This is a genomic window from Acinetobacter sp. RRD8 (assembly GCF_031844225.1).
GTDB lineage: Bacteria > Pseudomonadota > Gammaproteobacteria > Pseudomonadales > Moraxellaceae > Acinetobacter.
In genome coordinates this window covers 13,723-38,310 of sequence record NZ_JAUZUU010000007.1, presented here as the reverse complement: position 1 = coordinate 38,310, position 24,588 = coordinate 13,723, and the positions used below count along the sequence as shown (strand labels likewise).

The 24,588-nt window shown below is 46.3% G+C and carries 22 protein-coding genes; 9 read left to right on the top strand and 13 right to left on the bottom strand.

Annotated features, from left to right (window positions below; genetic code table 11):
* Positions 1-5: 5 nt before the first annotated feature.
* The 6 genes from Q9R24_RS08845 to Q9R24_RS08820 all read left to right on the top strand — a co-directional run bounded on the left by Q9R24_RS08845 (position 6) and on the right by Q9R24_RS08820 (position 4,068).
* On the top strand, positions 6-365 hold the full coding sequence (locus Q9R24_RS08845; RefSeq protein ID WP_026055739.1) for an HIT family protein: 360 nt from the start codon (positions 6-8) through the stop codon (positions 363-365).
* A 162-nt stretch (positions 366-527) separates the two neighbouring features.
* Positions 528-1,556 carry an A/G-specific adenine glycosylase gene (gene mutY, locus Q9R24_RS08840; RefSeq protein WP_404976576.1) on the top strand — a complete coding sequence of 343 codons (1,029 nt, stop codon included), beginning with the start codon at positions 528-530 and terminating at the stop codon, positions 1,554-1,556.
* 69 nt (positions 1,557-1,625) lie between these two features.
* Positions 1,626-2,168 (top strand): M23 family metallopeptidase, encoded by a 543-nt coding sequence (locus Q9R24_RS08835; protein ID WP_311204079.1) that lies wholly within the window; start codon positions 1,626-1,628, stop codon positions 2,166-2,168.
* Positions 2,169-2,183: 15 nt separating this feature from the next.
* Positions 2,184-2,429, top strand: coding sequence for a hypothetical protein (locus Q9R24_RS08830; protein WP_005108279.1), 246 nt, complete (start codon positions 2,184-2,186; stop codon positions 2,427-2,429).
* Positions 2,430-2,453: 24 nt separating this feature from the next.
* Positions 2,454-3,035 (top strand): DNA-3-methyladenine glycosylase I, encoded by a 582-nt coding sequence (locus tag Q9R24_RS08825; protein WP_311204078.1) that lies wholly within the window; start codon positions 2,454-2,456, stop codon positions 3,033-3,035.
* 4 nt (positions 3,036-3,039) lie between these two features.
* A complete protein-coding gene (locus Q9R24_RS08820; RefSeq protein ID WP_262457865.1) occupies positions 3,040-4,068 on the top strand; it encodes an NAD(P)-dependent alcohol dehydrogenase in 1,029 nt (342 codons plus the stop codon).
* A 48-nt stretch (positions 4,069-4,116) separates the two neighbouring features.
* Here Q9R24_RS08820 and Q9R24_RS08815 read toward each other — a convergent pair whose 3' ends face one another.
* The 9 genes from Q9R24_RS08815 to Q9R24_RS08775 all read right to left on the bottom strand — a co-directional run bounded on the left by Q9R24_RS08815 (position 4,117) and on the right by Q9R24_RS08775 (position 13,636).
* The gene (locus tag Q9R24_RS08815; protein ID WP_311204077.1) at positions 4,117-4,761 is read right to left on the bottom strand and encodes a hypothetical protein; all 645 of its coding nucleotides are present in this window, start codon (positions 4,759-4,761) and stop codon (positions 4,117-4,119) included.
* A gap of 56 nt (positions 4,762-4,817) precedes the next feature.
* The gene (gene dapB, locus Q9R24_RS08810) at positions 4,818-5,639 is read right to left on the bottom strand and encodes a 4-hydroxy-tetrahydrodipicolinate reductase (RefSeq protein WP_153566274.1); all 822 of its coding nucleotides are present in this window, start codon (positions 5,637-5,639) and stop codon (positions 4,818-4,820) included.
* A gap of 601 nt (positions 5,640-6,240) precedes the next feature.
* Positions 6,241-6,438, bottom strand: coding sequence for a hypothetical protein (locus tag Q9R24_RS08805; protein ID WP_004280859.1), 198 nt, complete (start codon positions 6,436-6,438; stop codon positions 6,241-6,243).
* A gap of 69 nt (positions 6,439-6,507) precedes the next feature.
* The gene (locus Q9R24_RS08800; RefSeq protein WP_004280858.1) at positions 6,508-6,735 is read right to left on the bottom strand and encodes a hypothetical protein; all 228 of its coding nucleotides are present in this window, start codon (positions 6,733-6,735) and stop codon (positions 6,508-6,510) included.
* Positions 6,736-6,845: 110 nt separating this feature from the next.
* Positions 6,846-7,061, bottom strand: a complete 216-nt coding sequence (locus Q9R24_RS08795) for a cold-shock protein (protein ID WP_005105001.1) — start codon at positions 7,059-7,061, stop codon at positions 6,846-6,848.
* Positions 7,062-7,660: 599 nt separating this feature from the next.
* Entirely contained in the window at positions 7,661-8,779 is a 1,119-nt protein-coding gene (gene dnaJ, locus Q9R24_RS08790) for a molecular chaperone DnaJ (RefSeq protein ID WP_005104999.1), read from the bottom strand.
* Positions 8,780-8,883: 104 nt separating this feature from the next.
* Positions 8,884-9,261: a hypothetical protein gene (locus tag Q9R24_RS08785; protein ID WP_005245471.1), complete on the bottom strand. Its 378-nt coding sequence runs from the start codon at positions 9,259-9,261 to the stop codon at positions 8,884-8,886.
* A gap of 131 nt (positions 9,262-9,392) precedes the next feature.
* Complete coding sequence (locus tag Q9R24_RS08780) at positions 9,393-12,530, bottom strand: efflux RND transporter permease subunit (RefSeq protein ID WP_311204076.1); 3,138 nt, start codon at positions 12,528-12,530, stop codon at positions 9,393-9,395.
* A gap of 2 nt (positions 12,531-12,532) precedes the next feature.
* Positions 12,533-13,636 carry an efflux RND transporter periplasmic adaptor subunit gene (locus Q9R24_RS08775; RefSeq protein WP_311204075.1) on the bottom strand — a complete coding sequence of 368 codons (1,104 nt, stop codon included), beginning with the start codon at positions 13,634-13,636 and terminating at the stop codon, positions 12,533-12,535.
* Positions 13,637-13,784: 148 nt separating this feature from the next.
* On the opposite strand from Q9R24_RS08775, the gene Q9R24_RS08770 reads away from it, so the two are divergent.
* From Q9R24_RS08770 to Q9R24_RS08760, 3 genes are all read left to right on the top strand, one after another.
* Positions 13,785-14,408: a TetR/AcrR family transcriptional regulator gene (locus Q9R24_RS08770; RefSeq protein ID WP_253145344.1), complete on the top strand. Its 624-nt coding sequence runs from the start codon at positions 13,785-13,787 to the stop codon at positions 14,406-14,408.
* A 150-nt stretch (positions 14,409-14,558) separates the two neighbouring features.
* Positions 14,559-17,243 carry a phosphoenolpyruvate carboxylase gene (gene ppc, locus Q9R24_RS08765; RefSeq protein ID WP_311204074.1) on the top strand — a complete coding sequence of 895 codons (2,685 nt, stop codon included), beginning with the start codon at positions 14,559-14,561 and terminating at the stop codon, positions 17,241-17,243.
* Positions 17,244-17,539: 296 nt separating this feature from the next.
* A complete protein-coding gene (locus Q9R24_RS08760) occupies positions 17,540-18,835 on the top strand; it encodes a solute carrier family 23 protein (RefSeq protein WP_311204073.1) in 1,296 nt (431 codons plus the stop codon).
* A gap of 122 nt (positions 18,836-18,957) precedes the next feature.
* On the opposite strand, the gene Q9R24_RS08755 is transcribed toward Q9R24_RS08760, so the two are convergent.
* The 4 genes from Q9R24_RS08755 to ilvD (Q9R24_RS08740) all read right to left on the bottom strand — a co-directional run bounded on the left by Q9R24_RS08755 (position 18,958) and on the right by ilvD (Q9R24_RS08740) (position 24,588).
* The gene (locus Q9R24_RS08755) at positions 18,958-19,245 is read right to left on the bottom strand and encodes a chorismate mutase (protein ID WP_311204072.1); all 288 of its coding nucleotides are present in this window, start codon (positions 19,243-19,245) and stop codon (positions 18,958-18,960) included.
* Entirely contained in the window at positions 19,226-20,548 is a 1,323-nt protein-coding gene (locus tag Q9R24_RS08750; RefSeq protein WP_005245482.1) for a hypothetical protein, read from the bottom strand. Before Q9R24_RS08750 ends, Q9R24_RS08755 begins: the two co-directional genes overlap by 20 nt.
* Before the next feature lie 151 nt (positions 20,549-20,699).
* Positions 20,700-22,385, bottom strand: coding sequence for a dihydroxy-acid dehydratase (gene ilvD, locus Q9R24_RS08745; protein ID WP_005108266.1), 1,686 nt, complete (start codon positions 22,383-22,385; stop codon positions 20,700-20,702).
* A gap of 373 nt (positions 22,386-22,758) precedes the next feature.
* Positions 22,759-24,588 (bottom strand): dihydroxy-acid dehydratase, encoded by a 1,830-nt coding sequence (gene ilvD / locus Q9R24_RS08740; protein WP_243475247.1) that lies wholly within the window; start codon positions 24,586-24,588, stop codon positions 22,759-22,761.

Sequence of the window (24,588 nt, the reverse complement as noted above, 5' to 3'; positions counted from 1 at the left end):
GTATGATGGCTGAAACCAACTGCCCCTACTGCAATTTTGACGAATATGATGTCATTGCCAAAAATGATTATGGTGTGGTGTTGCCTGAACCAAATTCATTGTCCGAAGGTCATTGTGTGATCATTCCATTGCGGCATGTGGCCTCATTTTTTGAAGTGACTGACAAAGAACGTAAAAGTTTGATGTCTTTATTGGAACAGGCACGCAATGAACTGCAATTACGCTACCAGCCTGCCGGTTTTCATGTCGGTTTTATTGATGGTGAAGTATTTCAGGAAAAGGTTGAACATCTGCATATTCATATTATTCCGCGTTATGCAGGCAAGACCTTGAAGCTGGATGAGCGCTGGGGAATTAACGATTAACCGGATTTTTGATCAAAAATAAATGCTCTCCGGAGCATTTATTTTTATGAAAGCTAAGTTCTATCAAGCTCGATGAACATCTACGTTTTTATCTCACTTTTCACATTCCCACCCTGCTGATTCCGCTATACTAGCTGCTGCTTATTCGGTTGCTATGTGTTCATGTTCGTATTTTCAGATGCCCTGTTGGAATGGTTTGATGTGCATGGTCGTCATGACTTGCCCTGGCAGGTGACAGATGACCCCTATAAAGTCTGGGTCTCTGAAATCATGTTGCAGCAAACCCAGGTCAAAACTGTACTGCAATATTTTGAGCGATTTATCCAGCGTTTTCCAACTGTTCAGGACTTGGGTCAAGCCTCATGGGATGAGGTCGCACCCTACTGGGCAGGTCTCGGCTATTATGCCCGCGCCCGCAATCTGCATAAAGCTGCCGGCATCGTGACAACACAGCAGCAGTTCCCTCAAACCCTGGAAGCATGGATGGCCTTGCCCGGCATTGGCCGTTCCACTGCTGGTGCCCTGATGTCACTGGGTTTACGTCAATATGGCGTGATTATGGATGGCAATGTGAAACGGGTCTTGTCACGTTTCTTCGCGATTGAAGATGACCTGTCCAAACCCGTCCATGAGCGTGCTTTATGGCAACTGGCCGAAGAATTATGTCCGGTTGAACGTAATCATGACTATACCCAGGCGATTATGGATCTGGGTGCAACTGTATGTACCCCGAAAAAGCCTTTGTGTCTGTATTGCCCGATGCAGCAGCATTGCAAGGCTCACCAGCAAGGACTGGAAAATGAGTTACCGTTTAAGAAAGCCAAAAAACCAGTTCCGGTGCGCTCTGCTCAGGTCTTGCTGATCCAATCTGGTACAGATTGGCTTTGGCAACAACGCCCCAATAGCGGTCTCTGGGGCGGTCTCTGGTGTCTGCCGATTATTGAAAATGCACATGAATTTGAACAGCAATGCCAGCAACTTGGCCTGAAAAATATCCTCAAAAAAGTCCAGATCAGCCATAGTTTCACCCACTTCACCTGGCAGCTTGAAGCAATCGTTTTTGCAGTGGATCAGGATCAGCAGGAACATCTGGCGATTGAACTGCAAGGCAACTGGATGCGTCCAGAGACAGCCATTGATTGCGGTCTGCCAACAGCGATGAAAAAATTGATCTCTGCGGTAAATGTATGACATAGTCTGGACAAAGCAAAAAACCGATCAGCTCAGAATGAGCATTGCCAATATTTAAGGATGAATAGCGTGCGCCAATATCTTGCTTTGACCTGGGTGGCTTTAATTGCCATATTACTAACCGCCTGTAGCAGTACACCGAAAAAACCCCCTGCTGTACAGCTCAATCCTATCGTCGTGCAAAAACTGAAAAGTATGCGAGTGCCGTCCTCTCTGCCCATCCCGGTGGCACGCGTACAGGCACGTGAATTATCAGATACCTGGGGCGCTTCGCGCAGTCGCGGACGTTTACATGAAGGCATTGATATCATGGCTCCACGTGGAACCGAAGTCTTTAGCGCGACTGAGGGCCTGATTGCAGATTTACGTAACAACAATTTGGGTGGTAAAGTAGTCTGGATTCTGGGTCCGGGCGGCTCCTGGCATTATTATGCGCATCTGGATGGACATAAATGTGGCTTAAAAGTGGGCGACTATGTCAAAAAAGGCCAGCTGATCGGTTATGTCGGCAACAGCGGTAATGCCCGGCACACTGCACCACATCTACATTATGGAATTTATTTACAGGGTAAGGGTCGCGGTGTGGTCAATCCCTATCCCTATTTACGTTAATTTTAGGATATTTACATGTCAGAAGCGTTGATCAATCGTCTGGTAGAATTTGCTGAATCAGGCAATCAACAAAAAATTGTATTGAATGGTCAAACTTACCAGGGCTGGGTGATGGAAATTACCGAGGATGCGCTTCTGATCAGTACTGGTTATGCCGACAAGGCCGGTAAAGATATGTGGATTCTATTTAGCGATCTGGATCAGGCTGAACTGTCGTACTGGGACAATCAGCAGGATCAATGGACTATGTTTAAATTATAAAAGCATAAAAACAAAGGGCATCACATGACTGTGCAACGCTGTGGCTGGTGTTCCGATGATCCGCTGTATATCGCCTATCATGACCAGGAATGGGGACAGGCCCTGCTGGATGAAAATCGCCTGTTTGAAATGCTGTGTCTGGAAGGACAGCAGGCCGGTCTGGCTTGGATTACTGTCCTCAGAAAACGTGAAGCCTACCGTAAACATTTTTTTCAATATTCGATTGAATCTATCGCCTTACTTACAGATGAACAACTCCAACTGAAACTTGACGATGCTAGCCTGATACGTCATCGTGGCAAATTGAACGCCGTTCGGGAAAATGCCCAAGCATGGCTGAAGCTCCGACAGCAAGGAATCAATCTGGTGGAGTGGCTCTGGTCTTTTGCCCAGCAACCGCGACTGAATAATGATGTTATGGATTATCGTCAGGCACCCGCTCAAACCATTGAGAGCCAGAAGATGTCTAAAGCACTCAAACAGGCTGGTTTTAAATTTGTCGGACCCACCCTTTGCTATGCCTTTATGCAGGCCGTTGGTATGGTCGATGACCATGAAAATCATTGTGACTTTAAAACAATATCCTCGCATTTAAATAAGAGCTGAAATCATGTCGAATAATATTATTCAAGCTTATGCTGCCATGTCCGCAGGTGCGGAACTGGAACCTTATCAATTCGATGCCGGAGAACTGCAGCCGCATCAGGTCGAAGTCAAAGTGGAATACTGCGGTCTCTGTCATTCTGATATTTCAGTCATTAACAATGACTGGGGTTCTTCAGTGTATCCGGTCGTAGCAGGACATGAGATTATCGGCACCATTACCCATCTGGGTGCAGAAGCCAAAGGCCTGAAAGTTGGGCAACGGGTTGGCATCGGCTGGACAGCGGAAAGTTGTCAATATTGCGATCCTTGTATTTCGGGCCAGCAGGTGCTGTGTACTGGCGGTCAGGTGGCGACCATTGTCGGACATGCCGGTGGTTTTGCCGATAAAGTGCGTGCCGGCTGGCAATGGGTCATTCCCCTACCCGAAGATCTTGACCCTGAAAGTGCGGGTCCCCTGCTCTGTGGCGGAATTACCGTATTCGATCCGATCCTGAAACATCAGATTCAGGCCATTCATCATGTTGGCGTAATTGGCATTGGCGGTTTAGGGCATATGGCAATCAAGCTGCTGAAAGCCTGGGGCTGTGAAATTACCGCTTTCACTTCAAATCTGGATAAAACTGATGAGCTGAAAGCCATGGGCGCTGACCATGTGGTCAATAGCCGTGATTCGGCTGCCTTAAAAGCCCAGCGTGGCAAGTTTGATTTATTGCTCAGTACGGTCAATGTCACCTTGAACTGGCAGGCTTATCTGGCAACTTTGGCACCAAACGGCACTGTACATATGCTGGGTTTACCACTTGAGCCGATGCAGATTCCGGCTGGCATGCTGATTGGCGGAGCCAAGTCAGTCACCGGTTCACCGACAGGTTCGCCGGCGGCATTACGTCAGTTACTCCAATTTGCTGCACGTAAAAATATTGCACCACAAATTGAAGTCTTCCAGATGTCACAGCTGAATCAGGCGATTGAACACCTGCATTCTGGCAAAGCCCGTTACCGGATTGTACTTAAAGCAGATTTTACAGCTTAAATTCAGTCTGTTTTCACGTGTTAAAAAGACCCAGCGATTGGGTCTTTTTTATTGCAGAGCTTCAGGCAAGACCGCAATACTGGCAGGCTTAGCCAGCTCGGTCTTCATTTTCTGCAGCATCTGATAAGGCTGCTGTTGCACAAACATATTTACGAAGGTCAAAGGAATGGAACCTTCCGGATTGGCATAACCATAGGTTGAAACCTTGACCTTATTATTAACCAGTTTCTGAAAAGTCCAGTCGCCCTGATAATCAGTTAAACGCACATAATCCGGGTTTAAAGGATAGCCACTTTGGATGGCTTTATTCTTGATGGTGATCTGACCATTGGTTTCCTTGATCATCTTGCCCTGTACAATCAGGTCACGGTCTTTTAAGGGAAATGGAAAATCCAGCACCATATACAGGGTAAAGTCACCTTTTTTATCATCGCGGGACAGGACCTTGATGCTACCCATATAGGGAACCCATTGCACGGCATGCTCAACATTCAAAATGAGGGAAATGGCATTTTCAACAGGCGCAGTATAGGTGGTTTCAGCTTTATAGAGAAAGACCGGGTTTTGCTCATTCTGATAGGTCCAGACCTTGATATTATTTTTATGAATACTGAGTTTAGGCGTCCCGACAGGCTTGGCCTGCGCAATGGCGCCAAGCGCCACTGCACAGAGCAGGAAAATCATTTTTTGCATTTTTTATTCGTCTTATTTTAGTTTTAGATTTTTTTATAAATGATTTTAACTCGGTTTTAAACCTGAATATCGTTAAAACCAAGCACGTCCTTCATATCATATTTACGCGCTTCACGACCGACGACCCAAGCTGCAGCACGTACCGCACCAGAAGCAAAGTTCATCCGGTTAGTCGCTTTATGAGTAATTTCCACACGTTCCCCATCAGCAATAAACATTGCAGTATGTTCACCGACAATATCGCCACCGCGAATGGTCTGGAAACCAATACTCTTACGCTCACGCGGACCGGTATGACCTTCACGGCAATATACCGCATCTTCTTTCAGGTCACGGCCCAAAGTTTCCGCAATCGCCTCACCCCACATCAAAGCTGTACCCGATGGCGCATCTACTTTGTGACGGTGATGTGCTTCAATCACTTCGATATCAACCGTATCGCCAAATACTTTAGAGGCCAGTTCAAGCAGTTTGATTGAAACGTTCACACCCACTGAATAATTCGCTGCATAAACTACAGGAGTTTCCGTGGCAGATTCCTCCAAATAGGCTTTTTGCTCGTCATTCATACCGGTGGTACCAATCACGATTGCGACCCCTGCTTCACGGCAGATTTTAAGATGATTGACGGTCGCTGCTGGCGCAGTGAAATCGATCACGACATCACAGTCTTTGACTACATCGGTAAGGCTACCCACGACCTTCACACCTGTTGCGCCAATTCCGGCAAGTTCGCCAGCATCAGCACCTAATAGTGTACTTTCAGGGCGTTCTACTGCAGCCGCCAATTGATAACCGGCTTCATGCACAGCCTGAATAAGGATACGCCCCATACGACCGCCTGCACCTAAGATCCCAATGCGTGGTGTAGCTGACATAACATAGTCCTGATGTTGATCCAAAATTGCTCTTACTATAGCAAAACTGCGGAATAACACTAAGCTGCATTGCATAAAAATCAATGAAAATACTCAAAGAGCGAAATCACTGATATTGATAAGAGTTTTAATCAAGCTTAAGAAGTTAGGCTATCACTTCCGTCAAAGCTATACGATATACATCAACTTGACTCGTCATATAGTTTTTAGCAATTGCTCATATAACTTGAATAAGCTTATTCATAATTTTATCGCTATGATTTTGAAATGATTTACTGAGATTACTGATTTTTGAAGTTAAACAGACGACTTGCCAATACAGTTTTTCCTGTTTAGGCTCGCCATTATTAAGTCAGCTCAAAATCTTGATGATTTAAATCTCAGTTAGATTAACGGGATTCTTATGCAAGACTTTTACTAAATTTTAATTGTGAAGATCTACTTTTGAATTGATGAGTAGATAGGATTTTAAGTCTTATTGAGACTAAAAGGACTCAATTTTGCCTTATACAAAAATCAGTCCTTAGATTGAGCAAATTAATTCTCTAGCTCTTCGGGAACTTATTAAAAATAATAATACCTAAAGCAAAATTTGCCTGGTCTATACAATTTTGAAAATTTTTCCACTTAAGGTACTTTGAAAGCACATTTCAAAACTGGGACGAATATCTTCACCATCTACAGTGATATGTTTTATATTGGAATGAGATTGTGTTTTAGAAAAATGATGATCGACTGTTGCTTGAATAGCGTGTTGAGCCCCAAACTGATCCTTTACACTAATACTTTGTTTAAGCATATCTATACCTTTAATAATAGTTAAAGTGGCAAAATATCCACTAAAAATTGATGTTTCTGAATTTTATCTTTAAATAACTTTATGATTTAGCTTAAATAATTGATTTATAGAAGTATAGAATGTACGACCATCTAAGTTTAAATCTACCTCAACTCCAGATGAAAGAAGAACTCTTTTACCCACTTCAATTCTTTTTAAACCCTGACGTGTATTTTGCATTTTATTGAGAGGAATTAACGAAACAATAATTTCAGTACCATTTTTAGATTTTGCAATTAAATCATTTATTTTTAACAACTTGAATCCTGTTTTTCTAAAGATTTTTCCAATTTGGAAAATAACTTAAAATTAAATTTGAACGATAAAAAAAGCACTTATTAAGTGCTTTTTTTACTGTTTATTCTTGCTTAGATAGCAACAATATTTACAGCATTCGGTCCTTTTTGACCTTGAGCTACACTGAATTCAACCAGCTGGCCTTCAAGCAAGGTTTTAAAACCTGAACTCGCAATTTCACTGAAATGAGCAAAAACATCTGGACCTGATTCTTGTTGAATAAAACCAAAACCTTTAGTTTCGTTGAACCACTTTACAGTACCTTTAACAACATTTGAGTTTGACATAATATATCCTAATAATTTTTAATAATTTTTTAGTCATTTTATAGACTGATTATAACTTTGAAATAATAAAGAATGAGACTTAAAATCTGAAAAAAAACGAAGGATTATGACTAAAACTACGATACTTAAAGAAGATTTACCGAAACAAGACTTTTTTCTAGTTAAGTTAACTATACACGAAAAATTTAATTAATCAAGTTTTCTTATATATATATTTATTTTATTTATTAAAAAGTAAAATTTATAATTATTTCAATAAGATTAAGCTTTCATTGTCATGATAACAAAATAAGAGTAATCTGCTGTACTGGTAAATTTGATAAGTAATGAATGCGATTATATAGCTCTGTAATAACAATATTGGCCTTTTTAATTTCGGGAATGATGCTTTTTTCTCACTTACAAAATATCTATCACCCTCCAAATTTGGACTCATACTTTCTATTTAGATAGTCAAATATAAAAATAGAAACCGCTTTTTAGGCGGTTTTTATGTTTAAGCGAGACTTATCAAACAATAAATAGCATCTTCTAATCTAGAGTATCTTATCTACATAATAAAAAAGGACGCCTCAGCGTCCTTTTTTACTTTCACTCAATTAATCAAACAAACGATCAAAGAATGATTTTTTCTTTGGTGATGATTTGCTATCTTCACCATCCATGGTTTCTTGCAGTTCTTTTAACAGTTCACGTTGACGTGCACTTAAGTTGACTGGAGTTTCTACCACAATACGGCACAGCAAGTCACCTTGCATGCTGGTACGTACCGGTTTAACACCCTTACCACGTAAGCGGAACAGTTTACCTGTTTGCGTACCTTCAGGAATTTTCAGGCTAACACGGCCATCTAGCGTAGGAATCTGAACTTCCTTACCTAAGGCTGCATCAGCAATTGATACCGGCACATCCATATACAGGTCAGCGCCATCACGCTGGAAGATTTCATGCTCACGCACCACCACTTCTACGTACAAGTCACCTGACTGACCATCACGGATTGCTTCACCCTTACCGGTCAAGCGAACGCGGTCGCCATTATCCACACCCGCAGGAATAGTGACTTCCAGAGTTTGCTGACGATCCGACACACCTGAACCATGACATTTATTACATGGGTTCTTGATGATCTTGCCCTGACCACGACAGGTACTACAAGTTTGCTGTACGGAGAAGAAACCTTGCTGCATGCGCACTTGACCAGCACCATGACAGGTACGGCAGGTTTCTACATCGTTTGGATTTTTTGAACCCTTACCATCACAGGCATCACACGGTGCCGGTGCCGTAAAGGTAATAGTTTTCTTGACGCCTTTGACCGCTTCTTCCAGGGTCAGTTCCATCACATAACGTAAGTCAGAACCACGGCGCGCGCGTTGCTGGCCACGACCACCGCCGCCACCAAAAGCACCACCGAAAATATCACCGAACTGGCTGAAAATGTCTTCTGCGCTGAAACCACCGCCGAAGCCTCCACCGCCGCCCATACCACCTTCAAAGGCCTGATGGCCCATACGGTCGTACATGCTGCGCTTTTCACCATCAGAGAGCACTTCATAGGCTTCTGCTGCTTCTTTGAATTTCTCTTCAGCTTCAGCATTGTCCGGGTTACGGTCTGGATGATATTTCATCGCCAACTTACGGTAGGCTTTTTTGATTTCATCATCACTAGCGGTTTTAGCGACGCCCAAAACCTCATAATAATCACGTTTAGCCATGTCTGGCGATGCTCCTCACGGAATTTTGTTTAATATTCAACTGAGGTCTGAAATTGGGGTCAAACCGAGTTTTACAAGGGGAAATATGAAAAAAATTATACGCTTTAGAACACAGCTTTGTTTTGAGAGAATTTATGGATGCCTTTAAACCAGGCATTGATCAGGAAAATAAAAGCAATAAAGCTGAAAATCACTCCGGTCACCACACAGGCTTTGACCCATAACTGGCTGTCCCAGGCAAAGAAAAACAGGGGAATAAACCACAGCGCAGCAAAGATCGCCAAAATGGTATAAATCACGATATTACGCATGATCCACAGCGCCTGTGCCTGTAACCAGACTTCAGCATAATCAACTTGAGTGACTTTACGTGCGAACCAGTAAGCCAATAGTCCACTAAACAGGGTAAATAAGGCCAAAAACATGAAGACATAAGCCATCGCTACGGAACGTCGCATCTTGGTTAATGTATCTTGAGTCATGTTCGGTTCAACCTCGTTACCGTATTGGCAGCTCGGCCAATGCAGCAATTACTTATTTTTTTAAATTATAAAAATCTCAGGTGCTACTATATTGAAAATTTCCAAATTTCGCACCTGAAATTATGACAAATTTAAACAGAATTTAAACTTTTTTTCACTTTAAACCACTGTGCATATAGGGCAGGCAGAAAAAACAGGGTTAATAGTGTTGCTACAATCAAACCGCCCATAATCGCCACTGCCATCGGCCCGAAAAAAATACTACGGGACAAAGGAATCATCGCCAACACCGCAGCCAGTGCGGTCAATACGATCGGACGACAACGGCGTACCGTGGCATTGATGATGGCATCCCACTGCGACTCTCCGGCCTGAATATCCTGCTCGATCTGGTCAATTAGAATGAGCGAATTGCGCATAATCATTCCCGATAATGCAATCGTTCCGAGCATCGCAACAAAACCGAAAGGTTTATTGAAAATTAACAGGAATAACACCACTCCGATAATGCCCAAAGGTGCAGTCAGGAACACAATAAAGGCCCGTGAGATGCTCTTGAGCTGAATCATCAATAAAGTCATGACGACTGCGAGGAATAAAGGCATGCCGGCATTAACCGAGTTCTGCCCGCGAGCAGATTCTTCAACCGTACCGCCCACTTGCAGCAGATAGCCATTCGGCAGCTCTGCCCGGATTTTTCCCAGTGGCTCTTTGAGTTCATTGACCACAGTAGCGGGCTGCAACTTGCTACGAATATCGGCACGCACAGTAATGGTCGGCAAACGATTCCGATGCCAGATCAGACCTTCTTCAAAGCTGTATTCAATCTTGGCCAGCTGCGCCAAAGGTACTGATGTACCGGTCGCAGTCGGAACAGCCAGACTGGCTAAAGATGCTACCTCCACCCGTTCAGCCTGAGCACCACGTAAACGGATTTCAATCAATTCACGTTTTTCACGATACTGATCAATGCCTGCCCCCAAAATCGAGCTGTTGAGTACATTGGCCAGTTCACTGCTACTCACCCCAAGCTGACGGGCACGATCCTGATCAATCTGCAATTTGATGACTTTACTCGGCTCGCCCCAGTCCAGATGCACATTGGTGGTATTCGGATTGTCTCCCACGGTGGCTGCAACTTTCTGCGCCCATTCACGGACTAATCCTAGATCTTCACCCGACACCCGGAATTGTAGTGGATAACCCACAGGTGGGCCATTTTCCAGCAAGGACACCCTGGTACGCACTTCTGGCAATAACTTTCGAATCTGGTCACTTAAGGATTTACGGATTTCATTTCGATCCTCTAAAGAGGATGCCAGCACCACAAACTGGGCAAAACTGGTTTGCGGCAACTGCTGATCGAGCGGTAAATAGAAACGTGGAGAACCCATCCCGACATAAGCCACATAGTTATCAATGCCCTCTTGTTTCGATAAAAAGGCTTCTACTTTTTTTACTGCAGCTTCAGTGGCCTTCAGTGAAGCACCTTCTTCAAGTTTGAGATCCACCAGAATTTCAGCCCGGTTCGAGGGTGGGAAAAACTGCTGCGGCACCAGCTTAAACATTAAAATAGACAGAATAAAAATTCCGACCGTGGCAACAATGACAGTTTTACGATAGGTCACACAGGCATCGACCCAACGGCGAAAGCCCTGATAAAACCGGGTTTGATAAGGGTCATAATGTTCTCCGGCATGATGCACAATCGGCTGAGGTTCTGGCTGTTTGCGTAGACGTGCCCAGAGACGCTGATACCACGGCGCTTTCTGAATTAAATCCTTGTTGAAATCCGGCAGAAGTTTATCGCCTAAATATGGCACAAACAGTACCGCGGCAATCCAGGACACCAGCAATGCAATGGTCACCACCTGGAAAATCGAACGGGTATATTCCCCGGTACTCGATGCTGCAGTGGCGATCGGCAGGAAACCGGCAGCGGTAATCAGGGTGCCTGTCAGCATTGGAAAAGCCGTGGTGCGCCAGGCATGCCCGGCCGCCTGTAAACGGCTATAACCCTGCTCCATCTTAATCGCCATCATTTCAATGGCGATAATGGCATCATCGACCAAAAGACCGAGAGCCAGAATCAGGGCCCCCAGGGAAATTTTATGCAGTCCGACATCAAACAGCTGCATACCGGCAAAAGTCATGGCCAGCACCAGCGGAATCGAGAAAGCCACCACCAGACCGGTCCGGAAACCGAGCGAGAAAAAACTGACCAGCAATACGATAACCACCGCTTCTGCCAGCACTTTCATAAATTCGTTAATACTGCGTTTGACTGCCACCGGCTGATCGGAGACTTTTTGCAGCTCCATGCCGAGTGGCAGAGCTTTTTGCAGGCGGGCGAATTCCTGTTCCAGATTTTTACCCAAGGCAATGATGTCCCCACCCTTGCGCATCGATACAGCAATACCAATGCCGTTTTCGCCCATAAAGCGCATCCGGGGCTGTGCCGGATCACTAAAGCCTCGATAGACTTCTGCGACATCTCCCAGCTGAATGGTTTTGCCATTGACCAGCAGCGGCATCTGTCTTAATTCTTCAACACTGTTTAATGCACCACTGACCCGCACCTGAATCCGGTCTGAACCGGTTTCAAAAAAACCGGACTGGGTGGTGGCATTTTGCTGCTGCAGGGCTTGCTGAATCGCCATGACTGGAACGCCCAGCTGAATGGCCTTGGTATTGGAAATCTCAATCCAGATTTTCTGGTCTTGTAGGCCAATCAGCTCAACTTTGGCAACATCTTTGACCCGTTGCAGTTGCAGCTGTAAGCGGTCGGCGTATTCCTTGAGGGTCGCATAGTCAAAATCTTTACCCTTGAGCACATAAATATTGCCAAAGGTGTCGCCAAATTCATCATTAAAGAACGGCCCTTGTACCCCTTGTGGCAATTCATGCCGGATATCGCCCACCTTCTTGCGCACGTTATACCAGACATCAGCGACATCTTTCGAAGCCAGGGAATCCTTGGCAACAAAAGTCACCATGGATTCACCCGGACGCGAATAGGCCATGATGCGGTCATACTGTCCCGTGGTCATCAGTTCCTTTTCAATCCGGTCAGTGACCTGTAGGGATACTTCTTTGGCACTGGCACCCGGCCAGTAAGTCTGGATCACCATGACTTTAAAGGTAAAAGGTGGATCTTCACTTTGTGACAGTTTGGAATAAGAGACGATGCCGATCAGACCGAGCAGGATCATGAAATACAGCACCAGACCTTTATTTTTTAAAGCCCATTCCGACAGGTTAAAGTTCATGCTTAACTCCCTGCCTGAATGGTCACACGACGGTTTTCACGATCAATCGGATTGATTTTTTGCTGGTTACGCAGCAGATGTACGCCACCAATCACCACATAGTCTTCCGGCTTGAGCCCACTGAGTACAGGAACACTGTCCCGGCCATAGGCACCGAGCTGGACCGGGACTTTACGTAAGGTATGATCGGGCTGGACCACCATGACATAAGCCTGCTGATCCGTTGCCGAGACACTGGATAGCGGCACACTGAGCATATTGTCGCGGCTGTGCTGAAAAAACACCCGGGCACTTTGCCCCAGCTGGATCTGGCCATTGCCTTCACGTAAGGAAACTTTAACCCGAAAGGTACGCGACTGGTCCGCTGCCGGTGAAATCTCTCGGACAATGGCGGCAAATTTTTCTTCAGGTTTGGACCATAAGGTGACCAGAGCCGCTTGCCCCACCCTAATTTCAGCAATTGCCTGTTCCGGCACCCCAATCACCACTTCACGCTCGCCGGCAATTGCCAGTTCATACGCCGCCTGCCCGGCAGCGACCACCTGACCTGTTTCAATATTGCGTGCAGTGATTACGCCGTTTCTGGTGGCAATCAGCTGGTTATAAGCAGTCTGGTTTTTAGCGGTATCATAGTTGGATTGTACCTGCTTCAGATTTGACAGGGCGGTCTTGTACTGGTTTTCGATCGCGTCATATTGTGAGCGGCTCACGGCATTGGATGGCAATAACTGCTTGAAACGTTGTAATTCATCCTGAGCAATCTTAGTGGCAGACTGCGCGCTTTCCAGCTGGGCACGTGCTGCATTCAGCTGCAGCTGGGCATCTTTGACATCCAGAGTTGCCAGGACTTGCCCGACTTTGACCTGGTCACCCACATCGGCGAAGCGCTGGGTCACCTGTCCAGCCACCCGAAATGCCAGCGCCGTTTGCTGGCGCGCCTGCACATCACCGGCATAACTTTTTAATTCATGCTGTGAAGTGGTGGGTGTGGCCACCATGACAAAGGGAACTTCCTGTTCTGCTGCAGCAGTATCTTTGCTGCACCCGCTTAAGGTCACGCTGCAAAGCACCACCATGCCAGCCAATACGCTGTAAATCCTGCTCATCTTATTCGCTCTTATCTGATCGTCTTTTTTAGGGCAAACTATGCTGATATATTAAATTGCTTGTTTTTTAATTAATATACCACCCGGCACACTAATTACAACTGAATCATCAAAGCAATGACCGTGTTGACTTTTTTTGGAAGAAATTGTGCAAATACCTGTAGGACGACCCAAGGATCTGGAAAAGCGTCAGCGCATACTCAGCGTGGCCAAAGCGCTGTTTTTAGCGCATGGCTATCATGCCTCCAGCATGAACCAGATTGCACGTGAGGCAGGTGTAACCAAGCTGACGGTGTATAATCATTTTCAGGACAAGGCGACCCTGTTTAGCTGTGCGATTGAGGATACCTGTGAAGCCATTCTGCATGAACATCCTCAGCTCTTGCAGCCAAGCAGTGACTTTGCGCAGGAGTTTTATCAGGCCTGTCAGCGCGCTTTAAATATTATTCATTTACCAGAAGCGATCAAGCTGGACCTGCTGCTGATGGAACTGGCCTCGCAGCAAAGTCCTCTGGCAGAACAGTTTTATCAGGCCTCGCATAGCAAACTGGATGCAGTCTGGAATGATTTTTTTAGCTTGGCCCAGCAATACCGCTTTATTCAAGTCGATCCTCCAGAAAAACAGACCGAGCTGATCGTGTCCCTGCTGACTGGAACCCGTCATCAGAAAATCCTGCTGGGTCTCAGCCCTCCCCCTTCAAGCGCAGAACAGCAACAGATCATTAGCGAGGCCATTGAACTGTTTATGCTGAAATATGCCCTGCCGGATTAATTCCTTTCCTTCGGACTGATCACCGATCACCGTATGTGGCCTAAAAGTTGCTAAAAAAGCAGCCAATACTCTGCAACTTTTGTCTCTAGGGGACTTGGATTGTCATGCAGTCGCGGTATAGTCAAAGCATGCATGTGAGGGAATAAAAAAATGATTCAACAGATTGATGCACCACTACGCGAAGACGTACGCTTACTGGGTAATTTGCTTGGGGAAACCTTAAAATTACATGCCGGACAGGATTTGTTTAATCAGATCGAGCAGATCCGTGCCCTGTCCAAAGGCGCTCGCGATGGACAGGTCGAAGCAGAAAAACAACTGGAACAACTGTTTTTGAGCCTGGAAGATGCCGAAATCCTGCCGCTGACCCGTGCCTTTACCCACTTTTTAAACTTTGCCAATATTGCCGAACAATATCATGTGGTACGTCGTCGCCGTCAGAGCGAGTTTGACGACACTGCAGAATCGCCCAATCCTCTGGTGCCTTTATTTGAAAAATTTAAACAGCAGGAAATTTCTGCCGATACGCTGTATCAGCAAATCTGTGAACTGAAAATTGAACTGGTCCTGACCGCGCACCCCACAGAAGTCAGCCGCCGTACCCTGATTCAAAAATATGATGGCATCAATAATGCCCTGTCCAAATTCGACCAGCAGAAACTGACGCCACGTGAACGTCAGGCCGTTCTGGCCGATCTGAAACAGCTGATTAGCTCCGCTTGGCAAACCGATGAAATCCGTCAGCATCGCCCGACTCCGATCGATGAAGCCAAATGGGGCTTTACCACCATTGAACAGACCCTGTGGAATGCAGTTCCTAAATTTATCCGTGAACTCAATGGCATGGTCCAAGCACAATGTGGCCAGAACCTGCCCTTAGATGTCGCACCAGTACGTTTTGCCTCCTGGATGGGTGGTGACCGCGATGGCAACCCGAATGTCACTCACACCGTCACTCAGGAAGTACTGTGGCTGTCGCGCTGGAAAGCAGCCGACCTTTATGTACGCGATATTGAAAACCTGCGCTGGGAACTGTCCATTCAGCAATGCAGTCCGGAAATTTCCGAAGCCTTGGGCCAGCCCCATCCTGAACCCTATCGTGAATATTTACGTGACACCCGTACCCGCCTGAAAGCGACTCGGCATTGGCTGGCAGAAAAATTAAAAGGCAATGATGCCGATGACAGTCTGGTGATTAAAAGTAAAGATGAACTTTTACAGCCGCTCCTGACCTGCTACCGTTCACTGATGGACTGCAATCTGGCCGAAATTGCCAATGGTAGCCTGCTGGACTTTATTTACCGAGTCAACAGTTTTGGGATCGAACTGCTAAAACTGGATATCCGCCAGGAATCCGGCCGTCACCGCCAGGCGATTTCAGCCATTACTGAATATTTGGGACTGGGGAATTTTGAAACCTGGACCGAACAGGCCCGTCAAAACTTTTTACTGCAGGAATTGCAAAGCAAGCGTCCGTTACTGCCTAAACATCTGAATGAACCGGCCGGCAGCCTGATTGAACATCCGGATGTACAGGAAGTCTTTGCCACCATGCGCACACTGGCAGAACAGCCGAGCGAGTCTCTGGGTGCCTATATTATTTCCATGGCGGAATATCCAAGTGATGTCTTGGCGGTACTGCTTTTACAAAAAGAAGCCGGTATCGAGCAGGCATTACGGGTGGTTCCCCTGTTTGAAACCTTAAAAGATCTGGATGGTGCAGCCGCAACCATGTCGACCCTGTTCAATATGCACTGGTACAAACAGCATATTCAGGGCAAACATGAGGTCATGATTGGCTATTCTGATTCTGCCAAGGATGCTGGTTTTATGTCGGCCAACTGGGCCCAATATCGTGCCCAGGAAGAACTGACCGCAGTTGCCCAGCAACATGGCGTGCAATTGACCCTGTTCCATGGTCGTGGCGGTTCGATCAGTCGTGGTGGTGCGCCAACCCAGCAAGCCTTGTTCTCTCAGCCACCGGGTTCTATTTCCGGTGCGATCCGGGTGACTGAACAGGGTGAAATGATCCGCTTTAAATTCGGGCTGGAAGAAATCGCGCTGCAAAATCTGGAAATTTATACCGCTGCAACCCTGGAAGCGACCCTGCTCCCGCCACCTGAGCCAAAACAGGAATGGCGCGACCTGATGCATCAAATGACTGAACTGTCTGTTCAGGTCTATCGCCAGACCGTACGGGAAAATCCACACTTCGTGAAATACCTGCGTACGGTAACGCCAGAACTAGAACTACAAATGCTGCCGTTGGGTTCACGCCCAGCCAAACGTAAAGTCAGTGGCGGGATTGAATCCCTACGTGCGATTCCGTGGGTATTTGCCTGGACCCAGATTCGCCTGATGTTGCCTGCCTGGCTCGGTACTGGTGCCGCACTGAATGAAGTTCTGGATCAGGGACAACGTAATGTACTCGATGAGATGCTGGCCGAGTGGCCATATTTCCAGACCCTGATTGATATGCTGGAAATGGTATTGTCCAAAGCCGACGCGCATGTGGCGCTATATTATGAATCGCATCTGACTCAGGATGAAGATATGAAAATTCTGGGAACAGAGTTACGCCAGCGTTTGCAAGATGCCGTACAAACCTTGTTAAGCTTGAAAGGCGAGTCGAAACTGCTCAGCAGTAACGGCGTACTGGATCAGTCTATGAAGGTGCGTAAGCCGTATCTGCTACCCTTGCACTTGCTGCAAGCTGAACTGATGAAACGTCGCCGTTTATATCTGCAACAGCAACAGGCCGAAAACACCCCGGTGGATCATGCGCTGATGGTCAGTATTGCCGGGATTGCGGCCGGTCTGCGTAATACTGGCTAAGCAAAAATTCCCATTTGAAAGCACATCCTGGCGATGTGCTTTTTTATTGACCAGTCAATAGCCAGGAAATATTTTATTTTATATAGTAAATCAGATTTATTTATAGATGTCCCTATTCATAATAAGAAATTAATTTACTGATTTCACTTTAATTTTAACCCAGTATTCTTTTACCGACCGGTAAAATATTAAATAAAGTCATAGAATTAATTTGAACAAAAATTTTGTTTAAGTGATTAAATCTTCTAAAGAACAAGAGTATGATGTGCACAATTTATCTTTTGAGTGCTCATTTTATGTCCAGTTGGTTTCCCAAATGGCGCCCTTATGAGGGCAGTATCGATGCACGACCAGTAGGTACCGCAGAGTATTTGCCACCCGCACAAACGGTCATTTTGGGTGTACAACATGCTTTTGCCATGTTTGGCGCGACTGTACTGGCACCTTTTTTAATGGGCTTTGATCCTAACCTGGCGATTTTAATGTCAGGGATCTGTACCATTCTATTCTTTTTAATCACCGGTGGCCGGGTTCCAAGTTATCTAGGTTCAAGCTTTGCCTTTATTGGTGTGGTCATCGCAGCAACAGGTTATGCAGGTGGTGGCGGACTGAATCCAAATATTGGCGTTGCAGCAGGCGGCATTATCGCATGTGGCATCTTCTATGCGCTCATGGGCTTTCTGGTCATGGCGACGGGCACCCGCTGGATTGAAAAGCTGATGCCACCGGTAGTGACCGGTGCCGTGGTGATGATCATTGGCCTGAACCTTGCTCCAGTCACAGTGAAAAGCGTGATGGGCAATACCTTCAATATGTGGATGTCCCTGGTCACTGTGCTGTGCATGGGTTCAATTGCCGTATTCACCCGTGGCTTATTACAGCGCCTGCTGTTATTGGTCGGCCTGTTATTGGCTTATCTGATCTACTTTGTACTCAGTAATGTCATGGGTTATGGCACTGCGATCAACTTCCTTCCCATTCAGCAAGCAGCCTGGTTCGGTTTACCAACTTTCCATGCGCCGACTTTTGAAGTCAATGCCATGCTGATCATTGCACCGATTGCGTTGATTTTGGTGGCTGAAAATCTGGGACATATCAAGGCTGTAGGTGCGATGACCGGAGAAAATCTGGATCCGCATATTGGTAAAGCCTTTGTGGCCGATGGTGTTGCAACCACTCTGGCAGGGGGTGTCGGTGCGCCGGGCATGACTACGTATGGGGAAAACATTGGCGTGATGGCAGTCACCCGCGTGTATTCCACCATCATCTTTGCAGTCGCGGGTGTCTTTGCTGTGTTTCTGGGTTTATCGCCGAAGTTTGGTGCGATTATTCACACGATTCCGACAGCGATTCTGACCGGTGCTTCGATTGTGGTCTTTGGTCTGATTACCATTGCCGGTGCCAAAATCTGGATTGAGAACAAGGTCGATTTTTCGCAGAACAAGAACCTGATGGTGGCTGCGGTGACCATTATTTTAGGTACGGGTGATTTTGCCCTGACTTTTGGTGGCTTCAATCTGGGTGGTATTGGTACGGCAACGTTTGCTGCACTGTTCCTGAACTGGTTCTTTAGTCTGGCCGATAAAAAATAACCGTAAAACTTGAAAATTTATAGCAGCCCTTAGGCTGCTTTTTTTATGTTGATAGGGTTCAAATTTATAGCCAGTGCAATAACAACAAACCCCGCAAGGCTACTGTTAACGCATGTGCCTGGTTAAGGACGAAACTCTTTCAGTTCACGTTGAATAAAATAATGAAACATTTCACGATAGAGATGTTCAATAAACTCCTGATCGACACCTTGTTTTTGCGCCAGAGCTCTGACATTTTCTACAATCTGCTCCATACGTTCCGGTGACTGTAAATCGGTTTCGGTTTTTTTGAAACGGGTGGTTTGATCAACATAAAATTGACGCGCAGCGATCAGCTCAACTAAAGCTGTATCAATGGCATCGATCTGTTGACGTGCATGTTCTAGTGATTCAGCTTTGATCTTTTCCATGTTTTTTCAGTTCACTTTCAGTTTGATTATTACTCTTATACTTTTCTTCTAACACATTACTGAAAATACTTTCAATCATCCAGACCCGATATAAGCTATTAAATGTATAACTTTGATCATCTATGCGCAGTTCCAGTACCGGAAAATTCGGCTGCGACTTCATTTCACAGAGCATATCATTGTCCTGCAGCTTGACCAGAATATCGTCCTGGGTCAGATCGACAATATTTAACTGTTGCTGCAAACGTTTGAAATGGGGTGCATAAGACAGGTCTTCACCACGGGTCCAGACGGCCTGCAAGATCTGGTACATCGCCTCGATCCGCTGCTCCTCGGGACAGCTATAAAATAATTGTGCCATTGGCGCAATCGCCTGCTCGGTCGGTCGGCAGAACGGAGTGAATTCAACTTCCGTCCGTTTGGATAACCGTGTGGCCAGACTCCAGTCAAAGTCATCTCGTCCACGATAGGACAAGGGATAGACATTCAGCTGGATATTATAATAATCCGCCAGTTCTTCCTTGATATAGGCCAGCAATAGCCAGGAGATCGGATCTTCCAGCGCGATATACAAGTCCAGTTCCGGATCCATCGACTGGATCTCGTTCAGCTCCTCGGCATCACTGATCAGATGTTCACGCCATTCAATGTGATCGATCATAAAAATCGGATTACCGGTCAGCAGTTTTTGCTGCTCCAGACGCCGGGTCAAACGCAACAGGTCATCGACCGCCTGATACTGGCGACCGCCTAAATTGAAATAGCTGGCCAGAATCGGGGTCTGGTCAAAAATACGTTCGGGAAAATCCTGTGGCTGATGGTGGCGACTGGCCATGGCATAAAGAGTTCGTAATTTTCCGGTCTGTTTTTGCCACAGCATATGGAAGACATCTTCCAGCAAATACAGGAAATCCTGTCCACGCAGCGGCGTATGTCGCAAAATCAGTTCGGCCTGTTTTAAGGCCTCAGCGCTCGGTAATTCCGGCGTATCATGAAAACTGAAACGATGCTGTTTTGACAAGATTTTTGCATCATTAATCGTGTAGTGCTGCCATTCATCAAAAGACATCTGGTTCGGCGCTTCGGCATGCTCACTGGAAATGATGACTTTTAGCGGCTTGAGTTCTGGACTTAAAATTTCTTCGAGCTGGGGCAACTGCTGTACCGCCAGATAACTGTACACATCATCCAGTCTTAAATGGATACTCAGCCCATCTTGAATAGATAACACCGTTTGACGGGTCGGTTTTTGGTAAAACCAACTCGATCGGATTGGATCAAACCAACGGCGTAACAGGGACATGAGATCGGCCTCGACAACAATGACGGTGCGCAGCTCAACATATGAGAAGCTGCGCAGAATAATCTATTTTTAAGATCGCAGAAGCCAAAGCCCTGCATGCTGTAAAAACTTATATCAAGTCATAAGCAAATGTTCAATGTTTAACAATGGATTAGAGGTCAAGATTCAGGTCAGTGACCGCCCCGGTTTCTGCACCTGAAGTCAGTTTGGCGAATTTAGCCAGCGCACCGTGGGTATAGTTTGGCTGAGGTTTGGTCCAGGCCGCTTGACGTGCAGCAATTTCTTCTTCCGCGACATGCCAAGTCATTTCCCGGGTTTCGGCATTAATCGAAATCTGATCACCATTTTGCACCAGACCAATCGGGCCGCCCTCATAAGCTTCTGGCGTCACATGACCAATCACGAAACCATGACTGCCGCCAGAGAAGCGTCCGTCAGTAATTAAAGCCACCGAAGCGCCCAGACCTTTACCAATAATCGCAGAAGTCGGTTTCAGCATTTCCGGCATGCCCGGACCACCTTTAGGGCCGACGCCACGAATCACCACCACTTCACCCGGCTGGACTTCGCCATCCAGAATCCCGCGCATGGCACCCTGCTCGCCTTCAAAGACCCGTGCCGGGCCAGCAAAATGCAGACCTTCCTTACCGGTAATCTTGGCCACAGCGCCCTTCGGCGACAGATTGCCTTTCAAAATCACCAGATGGGAATCTTTTTTCACGGGCGCATCAAAAGGCAGAATAATCTGCTGACCTTCCGGATAGTCCTGCACATCGGCCAGGTTTTCTGCCAGCGTCTTACCTGTGACCGTTAAACAGGACCCATCCAGCATGCCGGCATCCAGCATGCGTTTCATCAGCGGCTGAATTCCACCAATCGCAATCAGTTCTGACATTAAATATTTACCCGATGGACGCACATCAGCCACCACCGGAATATCTTTACCAATCCGCACGAAATCATCCAGACTCAGTTCCACCCCTGCGGTATGTGCCATAGCCAAAAGATGCAGTACCCCATTGGTCGAACCACCCAGTGCAATCAAGACCTTGATCGAATTTTCAAAAGCAGCCTTGGTCATGATGTCGCGTGGCTTGATATCCAGTCGTAACAGATTCATGACTGCTTCACCGGCACGGGCGCAGTCGATTTGTTTGTCATCCGAAATTGCTTCCTGCGCAGAGGAGCCCGGCAGGCTCATACCGAGTGCTTCAATCGCAGAGGCCATCGAGTTAGCGGTATACATGCCGCCACAGGAGCCCGGACCCGGTAAAGACACTTCTTCAATATGCTTGACTTGAATCGCATTAATTTCACCTTTGGCATATTGACCGACTGCTTCAAATACCGAAATCATGTCGGTATGGCCTTCACCCGGTTTAATAGTACCGCCATAAATAAACAGACCGGGACGGTTTAGACGTGCCAGTCCCATAATGCAGCCCGGCATGTTTTTATCACAGCCACCAATCGCGATGACCCCATCATAAGCCTGACAACCCACGACCGTTTCAATCGAGTCTGCGATCACTTCCCGTGATAGCAGTGAATATTTCATGCCTTCCGTACCGTTGGAAATTCCGTCAGAAATGGTAATGGTATTGAAGATAATACCTTTGCCGCCCGCAGCACTCACGCCCTGCTCGACTGTTCTGGCCAGACCATCAATATGCATATTACAAGGCGTGACATTGGCCCAGGTCGAAGCGATACCAATAAATGGCCGTTTAAAATCGGCATCTTTAAAACCGGTAGCACGCATCATGGAACGCGCCGGTGCATTTTCAATGCCTTCATAAACGGGGGCTGAATGCTCGCGGATATTATCTTTACTCATTATTCTCTTCCTGGGCGATGACCAATTTTAAGCTTCGGTCTTGGACAATTTATTTTAAGGTCATTGTATAGAAAGCAGACTACACATGAAAGCAACACTCTGTACTCTGCGAATCCCATTAATCCATTTATTATTTTTCTACCCAAATCAGATCACATGATGAAGCGACATGGATGTCGCTGTTTTCCTGTGCAGCAAGGATGCTGCATCAGGAAAACAAAGGCGTTTTGTTACTTTTGCGCTGTCAAAAGTAAAACATTGTCTACGCAATATTATTGCAAAATCACAAAGTAAAATGCGACCGTGCTATTTTCAACAATTAATAAAAAAGCACCCCCGTCTGGAGTGCTTTTAAAATCTGTAAAATTACAAATTAGATATCACGTACCGCACCTTTCGAGGCACTGGTGGTATGCATCGCATACGCTTTCAGTGCTTTAGACACTTTACGCGGACGCTGTTCAGCAGGCTGCCAGCCTTTGGCTTCTTGTGCTTCACGACGTGCTGCCATAGTTGCATCATCCACCGCTAGGTGAATGGTACGGTTTGGAATATCAATTTCGATACGGTCGCCATCTTCAACCAGACCAATCGCACCGCCTTCTGCAGCTTCAGGCGACACGTGACCAATTGAAAGACCAGAAGAACCACCCGAGAAACGGCCATCTGTTAACAGAGCACAGTCTTTACCCAAACCTTTTGATTTTAAGTAACTGGTTGGATACAACATTTCCTGCATACCCGGACCACCACGTGGACCTTCGTAGCGAATCACGACGACATCACCCGCAGTGATTTTACCACCCAGAATTGCTTCAACCGCAGCATCCTGACTTTCAAACACACGTGCAGTCCCGTTGAATTTCAGGATTGAGTCATCCACACCCGCTGTTTTTACGATACAGCCTTCTAGTGCGATATTGCCATAAAGTACTGCCAAGCCGCCATCTTGCGAGAATGCATTGGCTGCATTACGGATCACGCCATTGTCACGGTCGCCATCTAAGCGTGCATAATAACGGTCTTGCGAGAATGCCGTCTGAGTCGGTACACCACCCGGCGCTGATTTGAAGAATTGATACACTTCTTCATCTTCAGTACGGATGATGTCCCATTTATCCAAGGCATCTTTCAGTGTTTTTTCATGAACAGTTGGAACAGATGTATCGAGTAAGCCTGCACGATCCAGTTCACCCAAGATTGACATGATGCCGCCGGCACGGTGTACATCTTCCATATGGACATCCTGTTTCGCCGGCGCAACTTTACATAGTACCGGCACATTACGTGACAAACGGTCGATATCGGTCATCGTGAAGTCGACTTCAGCTTCGTGTGCTGCTGCCAACAGATGCAGAACCGTATTGGTTGAACCACCCATGGAAATGTCTAAAGTCATTGCATTTTCAAATGCCGCTTTGGTTGCGATTGAACGTGGCAAGATGCTGTAATCTTCCTGTTCATAATGACGTTTCGCCAATTCAACAATCAGTTGACCAGCTTTTTCAAATAATTTTTTACGGTTGGCATGGGTTGCCAGTGTTGAACCATTGCCCGGAAGCGATAAACCAAGTGCTTCAGTCAAACAGTTCATCGAGTTTGCGGTAAACATGCCTGAACATGAACCACAAGTTGGACAAGCAGAACGTTCGTATTCTGCGACTTCTTCATCAGTGAAGCTGTCATCTGCTGCAACAATCATGGCATCGACCAGATCAATGGCTTTTTCATTACCGCGGATTTTGACCTTGCCCGCTTCCATTGGACCGCCAGAGACAAATACCACCGGAATGTTCAGACGCATTGAAGCCATTAACATACCCGGGGTGATCTTGTCACAGTTCGAGATACACACCATCGCATCGGCACAATGGGCATTGACCATGTACTCGACCGAGTCTGCAATCAGATCACGTGAAGGCAATGAATACAGCATGCCGTCATGACCCATCGCGATGCCGTCATCGACCGCAATGGTATTGAATTCTTTGGCCACGCCGCCTGACGCTTCAATTTGACGTGCCACCAGCTGACCCAGATCTTTAAGATGCACATGACCCGGTACAAACTGGGTGAACGAGTTCACCACCGCAATAATCGGCTTACCGAAATCTTCATCTTTCATGCCGGTAGCACGCCATAAACCGCGTGCGCCAGCCATATTTCTTCCGTGTGTCGATGTTTTTGAACGATAGTCAGGCAT